At 57.9% G+C, this 6,170-nt stretch carries 6 protein-coding genes; all 6 read right to left on the bottom strand.

Features of this window, described 5'->3' with window-relative positions; all coding sequences use genetic code 11:
• A partial coding sequence (locus tag GFC01_RS01550; protein ID WP_479723379.1) for a (2Fe-2S) ferredoxin domain-containing protein occupies window positions 1-1,000 on the bottom strand: 1,000 nt, incomplete at its 3' end.
• Window positions 993-1,505, bottom strand: coding sequence for an NADH-quinone oxidoreductase subunit NuoE family protein (locus tag GFC01_RS01545; protein WP_152944871.1), 513 nt, complete (start codon window positions 1,503-1,505; stop codon window positions 993-995). The genes GFC01_RS01545 and GFC01_RS01550, both read right to left, overlap by 8 nt.
• 170 nt (window positions 1,506-1,675) lie before the next feature.
• Window positions 1,676-2,449, bottom strand: a complete 774-nt coding sequence (locus GFC01_RS01540) for an HTH domain-containing protein (RefSeq protein ID WP_243137133.1) — start codon at window positions 2,447-2,449, stop codon at window positions 1,676-1,678.
• A gap of 246 nt (window positions 2,450-2,695) precedes the next feature.
• Complete coding sequence (locus GFC01_RS01535) at window positions 2,696-3,127, bottom strand: ACT domain-containing protein (RefSeq protein ID WP_152944869.1); 432 nt, start codon at window positions 3,125-3,127, stop codon at window positions 2,696-2,698.
• Window positions 3,128-3,295: 168 nt separating this feature from the next.
• Window positions 3,296-4,600 (bottom strand): phenylacetate--CoA ligase family protein, encoded by a 1,305-nt coding sequence (locus tag GFC01_RS01530; protein WP_423244357.1) that lies wholly within the window; start codon window positions 4,598-4,600, stop codon window positions 3,296-3,298.
• Window positions 4,601-5,060: 460 nt separating this feature from the next.
• Window positions 5,061-6,077, bottom strand: coding sequence for a tRNA (adenosine(37)-N6)-threonylcarbamoyltransferase complex transferase subunit TsaD (gene tsaD / locus GFC01_RS01525; protein ID WP_152944868.1), 1,017 nt, complete (start codon window positions 6,075-6,077; stop codon window positions 5,061-5,063).
• Window positions 6,078-6,170 lie beyond the last annotated feature (93 nt).

Below are 6,170 nucleotides of genomic sequence, written 5' to 3'. Positions count from 1 at the left end.
GGCGGGGACGGGGCATGCCCCGCTGGCCTTCGATGGAAGCGATCAGAGCCGTTTCTTCGCCGCAGACAAAGGCGCCGGCCCCTTCTTTGATATGAATGCGGAAGGAAAAGGGGCTGCCCAGGATATGATCCCCCAGCAGGCCCAGCCTTTCCGCGTCGGCTACGGCCCTTTTCAGGCGCTTCACCGCCAGGGGATATTCCGCCCGCACGTAAACATAGCCCTCGTCGGCCCCGATGGCATAGGCGGCGATCATCATCCCCTCCAGCACCCGGTGGGGTGCGCCTTCCATCACGCTGCGGTCCATGAAGGCCCCCGGGTCCCCCTCGTCGCCGTTGCAAATGACATATTTTTTCTCCCCGGCCGCCGACCGGGCAAAGGTCCACTTGCGGCCGGTGGGGAAACCGGCACCGCCCCGGCCCCGCAGGCCGGAATCCAGGACAACCCGGATCACCTCTTCCGGGGTCATTTCAAAAAGGGCCTTTTCCAGCGCCTGATAACCGCCGTGGGCCAGGTAGTCGTTTATATCTTCCGGGTTCACCCGGCCGCACTGTTCCAGGGCGATGCGCACCTGCCTGCGGTAAAAGGGTATGTCGTCCTCCCGGGCCACCACCTGACCGGTCAGGGGATGATGGTAGAGCAACCGCTCAACCGGCCTGTTATTCAGCAAATGTTCCGTCACTATTTCTGGTACGTCCTCTTTTTTAACCCTGCAGTAAAGCACACCCCCGGGCTCAAGACGCACCAGGGGCCCCATCTGGCAAAAACCGTGGCAGCCGCTGATGTTTAAAGCGGCAACTGGATGTTCCACTTCCTGCACCAGTTGAACCTTGTAAGACAGGCATCTTTTAGCCAGTTCTGCCTGAAAGGCTTCGTACACACCCAGGGAGCCGTTGGCCACGCAACCCGTGCCGGCGCAAATCAAAATGCGCATTTTTTCTTTTTCCAATGCCTCCCTGGCCCGTGCGGCCAGCTGATGCAGATCCTGCCGGGATTCAAGCACTGGCGCTACCCCCTTCCCCTCTGCTTTCCCAGGTCTGCAGGGCCTGCAGCACCCTCACCGTATCCTCCGGGGTCAGCTGGCCGAATATCTCCCGGTCGTTAATGGTCACCACCGGGGCCAGCCCGCAGGCCCCCAGGCAGGAGACCGTTTCCACAGTAAATTGCAAATCTTCCGTGGTTTCCTGCCCCTCCGCCAGCCCCAGGGCCCGGCGCAGGGCGAAATGGATGGGCTCGGCGCCCCGCACATGACAGGCCGTGCCGTTGCACACCCGGATGACGTACTTGCCCTTGGGGGCCAGGGAAAACTGGGCATAAAAGGTGGCCACACCGTAGACCACCGCCGGCGGCACATTTAAGGCGGTGGCAATAAAGGTCATCACCTCCTCGGGCAGGTAGCGGTATTCCTGCTGCACCTCCTGTAAAATGGCAATCAGGTGGGACACCTGCCCGCCGTGCCGGTGGATGATTTCCTGCAACTTTGCAAACTTTCTGTCCGTTGACTCCATACAAACCCCCCGTTTTGTCAAAGTTTTTCTACTCTACTTGATTCCTGATTTTAATCAGTTTTCAGGCAACGACAAGAAAAAATAATTAAAATAAATAAAGTTCATTTATCATTTAAAAAAAGAAAAAAACGTCGGAGTTATAAACTCCGGCGTTTTATGTTTCGGCCGCTTCAGCCGCTGAACAGGTTGACCAGGGTATAGATTTTCAGTGGCCGGCCCACCGTACCATATCTTAAATCCACACTGACATAACCAACCTGTTCCAGATAATCCATATAACGCCGCACGGTTACCCGGGACAGGCCCACTCCCCCGGCTATTTCCTCGGCGGAAACACCCGTCTCGTTATGATCCTCCAGATAGGACAGGATTTGTTTTAAAGTAGCCCTGTTCAACCCTTTGGGGAAATCAGACCACTGATCAGGCCCGGAACCGTCTTCTGCAGCCGCTTCCCCGGGACGTCGCTCCGCCCGGAAAACCTCGCCGGCGACACTCACCTCCCGGCCCGTTTCCAGCCAGCCGGTAAATTCCTTCATGGAGGCAACCATCTCCTGGAGGACACCAACCAGTTCCTCCCGCTTTTCCTTTTCCTGCGATAGATGGTCCATCAGGGAGCGAATAACCGCCGCAATTTCCCGCACGCCCATGACCAGTTCTTTTATTTCCCGATTAAAGGACAAAGCACAATTTCTCTCCCCGGAAGAACCACCGGACGGCGGTGTTTGTCCCTCCCGCCACCAGTACCGCCAGACAAGAAAAGTAATCACCACCGGCAACAAAAAAAGCAGCGCCAGGTAAAACCAGAGAACATAACGCACCACCGGCGGCCCGGGGGCTATACCTCCCGCCAGCAAAAGGGTCAGATTGCCCGCCATGGACAGGACATTGACCGCGGTAAGCACGGTCACCAGGATAATGATGATCCGTCTTTCGGAAAAAGGCAAGTTGATTACCCCCGGACGTTCAAAACAATAAGTCTGTTGACACCGGACACCCATACCCGGCCCCAGTTACCCGGATAATTCCCGTGAACCTCCGGGACTTAACCGGCCGCGGCGCTGGATGCAGGCTCCTGTCGTGGATGGATAAAGTTATGCTGCCTGATCACAATCGTTAAAAACCACCGGGATACAGGCCTCCCGGTTGGGTGGATTTTCGACAGGCGAACCGGTTTTCGCCGGGCCCTTTTATTACAGGGCGTAAACCTCCTGGCCGCCCAGGATGCGTATCCCCTTCGCCTGCAGGGCGGCAATGGCCTCGTCAAGCTGTTCCACCCGGAAGACCACCAGGGCGGCTTTCGTGGCCTTTTGCAAAAAGGCGTACAGATACTCGATATTGATGTTGACCTCCTGTAAAACGGCCAGCACCTCCGCCAGCCCCCCCGGTTCATCGGTGACCTCCACGGCAATCACATCGGTGGCGCTGACGGTAAAACCGGCTTCTTTCAACACCCGGTAGGCCAGGTCCGGGTCGTTGACAATCAGGCGTAAAATACCGAAGTCGGTGGTATCCGCTATGGACAGGGCACGGATGTTGATGCCGTTGTCCCCCAGCACCCTGGTCACCTGGGCCAGGCGGCCCGACTTGTTCTCCAGAAAAACGGAGATTTGTTTGACCTTCATAAAGGCACCCCCCAATAATAGTCGTTGGTCGTTGGTCGTTGATTACTGGTAATTGGTCGTGAATCGCAATTTATTGGTCACCGGTCATTAGTTGTGGGACGTTTTGCGTTTTGGGTTTAACGGATGGCTTACAGGGCAAATCCCTCCGGCGGTATGGTCCTGTATTACCTAGATCTCCCGCCGGTCCACCACCCTTTTGGCCTTGCCTTCGCTGCGGGGTATGGTGTTGGGCTCCACCAGCTTCACCCGGGCGGCAATGCCCAGCACGCTCTGGATGCGCTCCCGCAGGCGGTTTTCCAGATCTTCCAGCTGCCGCACCTTGTCGCTGAACATCTGCTCCGCCAGTTCCACCCAGATCTCCAGTTGGTCCAGGTTGGCCTTGCGGTCCACCACCAGCAGGTAGTGGGGCTCGGTTTCACTGAACTCCAGGAGAACGCTTTCCACCTGGGAGGGGAACACGTTCACCCCACGAATGATCAGCATATCGTCGCTGCGGCCGGTTATCCGCCGGATGCGGTAATGGGTCCGGCCGCAGGGGCAGGGTTCCGGATCCAGACAGGTGATATCCCGGGTGCGATAGCGGATGAGGGGAAAGGCTTCCTTTGTTATGGTAGTAATTACCAGCTCGCCCTGTTCCCCCGGGGGCAGCACTTCTCCCGTCCCGGGATCGATAATCTCGGGTATAAAGTGATCTTCCCAGATATGCATCCCCTGTTTCTCAGCGCATTCCATGGCCACACCGGGACCCATTATTTCCGAAAGACCGTATATGTCCAGGGCCATTAAGTCCAGCTTTTCTTCCAGTTGCCGGCGCATGCGCTCCGACCAGGGCTCCGCGCCGAAGATGCCGGCTTTTAAAGGCATCTTTTTAAAGTCCAGGCCCATCTTCTGCCCTTCCTCGGCCATATACAGGGCGTAGGAAGGGGTACAGGTTAAAATGGTAGTGCCGAAGTCCTGCATGAGCATGAGCTGCCGCTGGGTGTTGCCCCCGGAAATGGGTACCACTGCCGCGCCCAGGCGCTCTGCTCCGTAGTGCAGCCCCAGGCCGCCGGTGAACAGGCCGTAACCATAGGCGTTCTGCACCACGTCGAATTTGGTGCCCCCGGCGCAAACCAGGGAGCGGGCGGCCAGTTCGGCCCAGGTTTTGATGTCCTGTTCGGTATATCCCACCACCGTGGGCTTGCCCGTGGTCCCTGAAGAAGCGTGTACGCGTACCACATCGGTCATGGAAACGGCAAAAAGGCCAAAGGGGTAATTGTCCCGCAGGTCCTGCTTGGTGGTAAAGGGCAGGCGCTTGATGTCCTCCAGGGTACGCATGGAAGAGGGCTTTACCCCCGCTTCGGTAAACCTCCGGCGGTAAAAGGGTACGTTGCGGTAAACCCGCTCGATGGTCAGCTGCAGGCGCTCCAGCTGCAGCGCCTGCAGCTGCTCCCGGGGCATGGTCTCAATACGGCAGTCCCAGTACACGGTCACTGCTCCTTTCCTTAATACTCAACAAACGATATTTCAACAATCAACGGCCGGGTTCCTGCCTTATCTGTATTTCCAAAAATAACTGCAAACCGGCCGTACTTCCCGGAACGATGCTCCGGCATAAAAAAACAGCTTGTCTCATTAATCGACGGATCACGACTGACAACTTACCCACAGGCGGACACCATGGCCGGCCTGAGGCCGGGAAACTTATCCACATTATCCACAGCCATTCATGCACAAACCGGGCCGCTTTGCCAGGCCGGGAATCCCCCATCTTCCGCAATCCGAAGGCGGGAAGCCTTGAAACACAAGGGCTGGAGCCTTTCGCCTTCCTTTGCCGCATGGTGTATCTTCTGGAAGATAATACTGTAGAGATTGTGGATAACTTTCTTTCCGGAGCGCTATTTGGCGAGAGGGAGAACCTTCCGGTGACAACATTTTTTCGACAAAGGGAAAGTCACCGGCCGGTAATGCTCAGATGGGGAACCGCGTTTAAAGTCAGGGGGGACTCTTCTCCCCGCAGGTACCGGTAATAGGCCGCACAGGCGATCATGGCCGCGTTATCGGTGCAGAGTACGGGGGGCGGGTAAAAGAGCCGCCGTCCTTCCTGCCGGGCCCGGGCGTCCAGCAGGGAGCGCAGCCGGGAATTGGCCGCCACACCCCCGGCCAGAATAATGGTGGAGCAGCCATACCGGCGGGCCGCCTCCAGGGTCTTGGCGGTAAGTACGTCCACCACCGCTTTTTGAAAACTGGCCGCCATATGGGCCCGGTCCGCCTCTTCCCCCTGCTGCCGGCAGCGGTGCAGGTGGTTGATCACCGCCGATTTCAGGCCGCTGAAAGAAAAATCCAAACTACCCTCCTCCAGATAGGACCGGGGTAAATCGACGGCCTCCTCGTCACCATCCCGGGCCAGCCTGTCGATCAAGGGTCCCCCCGGATAACCCAGCCCCAGCACCCGGGCCACCTTGTCAAAGGCCTCCCCGGCCGCGTCATCCCGGGTGCTGCCCAGCAGAACGTAATCCCCGTGGTGGCGGATAAGCACCAGATCCGTATGGCCCCCGCTGACCACCAGGCAGACCAGGGGAAAGGGCAAATCCGGGCGAACCAGAAAATTGGCGTATATGTGACCTTCCAGATGGTTTACGCCAATAAGGGGAATATCCAGGGCAAAGGCCATGGCCTTAGCGGCGGCCACTCCCACCAGCAGGGCGCCCACCAGCCCCGGTCCGTAAGTGACCGCCACCGCATCCAGGCCGGTAAAATCCAGTCCTGCCGCAATCAGGGCTTCCCGGATCACCGGGTTCACCAGCTCCAGATGTTTTCTGGAAGCCACCTCCGGCACCACCCCGCCAAATTTACGGTGCACATCCACCTGGGAGGAAATGATGTTGGAAAGAATCTTTACCCCGTCCACCACCACGGCGGCGGCGGTTTCATCGCAGGAGGTTTCTATGGCCAGTATTTTTACACCCATATCCTTTGACCAGTTCCTTTCAGAATAGCCGGCGGCTGCCGGACGACAGTGGCCGGATCAGGCAGTCCGGCATTTTTATCGGGGAAACGGCCG

The organism is Desulfofundulus thermobenzoicus (genome assembly GCF_009428905.1).
Classification (GTDB): domain Bacteria; phylum Bacillota; class Desulfotomaculia; order Desulfotomaculales; family Desulfovirgulaceae; genus Desulfofundulus_A; species Desulfofundulus_A thermobenzoicus.
The sequence above is the reverse complement of the archived record's forward strand: the minus strand, read 5'-3'. Positions and strand labels throughout refer to the sequence as shown.

Bases quoted from the DNA above. Each gene is read 5' to 3' on its own strand.
- GFC01_RS01535 (WP_152944869.1), bottom strand. From the start codon at position 3,127: ATGAAGGTCAAACAAATCTCCGTTTTTCTGGAGAACAAGTCGGGCCGC.
- tsaD (WP_152944868.1), bottom strand. From the start codon at position 6,077: ATGGGTGTAAAAATACTGGCCATAGAAACCTCCTGCGATGAAACCGCC.
- GFC01_RS01545 (WP_152944871.1), bottom strand. From the start codon at position 1,505: ATGGAGTCAACGGACAGAAAGTTTGCAAAGTTGCAGGAAATCATCCAC.